We start from the raw sequence: 1,814 nt of genomic DNA, 5'->3' as shown, positions 1-1,814 counted from the left end.
ATTCAGGTATGTCCGAATCCGCACAATAGGTGTCTGAAAACGAACGCCGTCAAATTGGCAACGGCTTGTTTTTGATAAACTGTAAGGCATTTGTCGTAGTGGCAGTTTTATTGTGCCGATGAGCAAGGAATTAATTCCCATGGACAAAATTAGAAGTCATGATTAAGAGCTATTTTACAATTGCTTGGCGTAATATGAAAAGGAACCAGGTGTTCGCGATCATCAATATTCTTGGACTTACCATCGGTGTGACCGTTTGTACGATGATCTTCCTTTTTGTCAGAAATGAATTTACTTTTGATAGATTCCACGAACAGGGAAAAAATATTTACCGTCTAGTCCGTAGCTTTGATGAAAATGGTTCTGAGAAACGGGTGCCCTGGTTATCTCCGCCTTTTGCTACGGCTTTGCCGATTGATTTTTCCGGCGAGGTTAAAAAAGCAACTCGGGTATGGCCGGGCAATGCATTGGTAGCTTTTGGATCGATTTCATTTAACGAAAAAAAAGTACTGAAAGCCGATAGTGATTTTTTTACTTTCTTTTCCTTTCCCCTGGTAGCCGGTAACCCTGCCACAGCCTTAAGTAATCCCGGAAGTATCGTCTTGACCGAATCGACTGCCCGAAAATATTTCGGTGATCAAGATCCACTGGGCAAGATTATCGAATTGGATAAGAACTTGCCGCTTACCGTCACCGGAATTGCTAAAGATATACCGGCAAATTCCCACCTGGATTTTGACCTTGTTGTCCCTTTATCAAATTATACTGTTACTGACGAATCCGAAAATTGGTTTTTTAACTGCTTATTTACCTATGTGTTACTCCGTGAAGGTACTGATCCATCCTCCCTGGAAAGCAGATTTCCCGGCTTTGTCCGGAAGCATATGGGCCAGCTACTTGCCCGGATGGGGCTCAAGGTAAACCTTTCGCTAACGCCTCTTTCCGATATATATTTTGAACCGGGCGGCCCTCCGGACCCAAGCAGACATGGGAATAGAACTTTAGCATACATTTTTATAGCAATTGCGCTATTGATTCTGCTTATTGCCTGTGTCAATTTTATAAATCTTTCTACCATCAAGGCTATTGAACGCTCAAAAGAAGTGGGACTGAGAAAAGTAATGGGTGCCATAAAGAGTCACCTCGCCGGACAGTTTATCAGTGAATCCGTTTTAACGGTACTCATTTCATCTTTGGTTTCGTTAGGTCTTGTAAAGTTATTGAACCCTCTTTACGCCCGGTTGCTTGGATATCCCCTTGATATCCCTTGGAACACATGGCATTTATACGCTTTCTTTGCCGGAATCATATTGGTTGTTGGACTCTTGGCAGGTAGCTATCCTGCTTTCTTTATTTCAGGTTTTTCGCCCGTTCAGGCCCTCAAAGGTAAACTCCGATTGGGTAAGGGTGGGTCCATGTTCCGTCAGGCTTTAGTAACCCTCCAATTCGGTATTTCGATTCTCCTGGTTATTGGAGTCGTGGTGATTTCCAGTCAACTGAAATATATGAAAACGAAGGAATTAGGCTACAATATGGAACATGTCGTGAGCATACGTGTGGATGGTAATAATGATATCTACAGGGGGAGACGGCAATTTAAGGAGGACTTGCAAAACAACACGGCAATAAAAGAGGTGTCGCTAATGTCGGGTGAACCGGGAGGATTCCACGACTCGCAAACGTTTCAGGTTGAGGGTACTGACGATCGCACCTGGTCGTTAAGAACACAGTTTGCCGATTTCGAATATATAGAAACTTTGGGCCTGAAGATGATCGCAGGAAGGGACTTTTCGGCATCGTTTAAAACCGATACC

General features: G+C 43.5%; 1 protein-coding gene. It reads left to right on the top strand.

Annotation, left to right across the window (positions count from 1 at the left end; genetic code table 11):
• Positions 1–158: 158 nt before the first annotated feature.
• Positions 159–1,814: ABC transporter permease (locus QT327_RS00380; protein WP_289551570.1), on the top strand; the 1,656-nt coding region annotated here is incomplete at its 3' end.

The organism is Olivibacter sp. 47, assembly GCF_030372825.1.
GTDB lineage: Bacteria > Bacteroidota > Bacteroidia > Sphingobacteriales > Sphingobacteriaceae > Olivibacter > Olivibacter oleidegradans.
The sequence above is the reverse complement of the archived record's forward strand: the minus strand, read 5'-3'. Positions and strand labels throughout refer to the sequence as shown.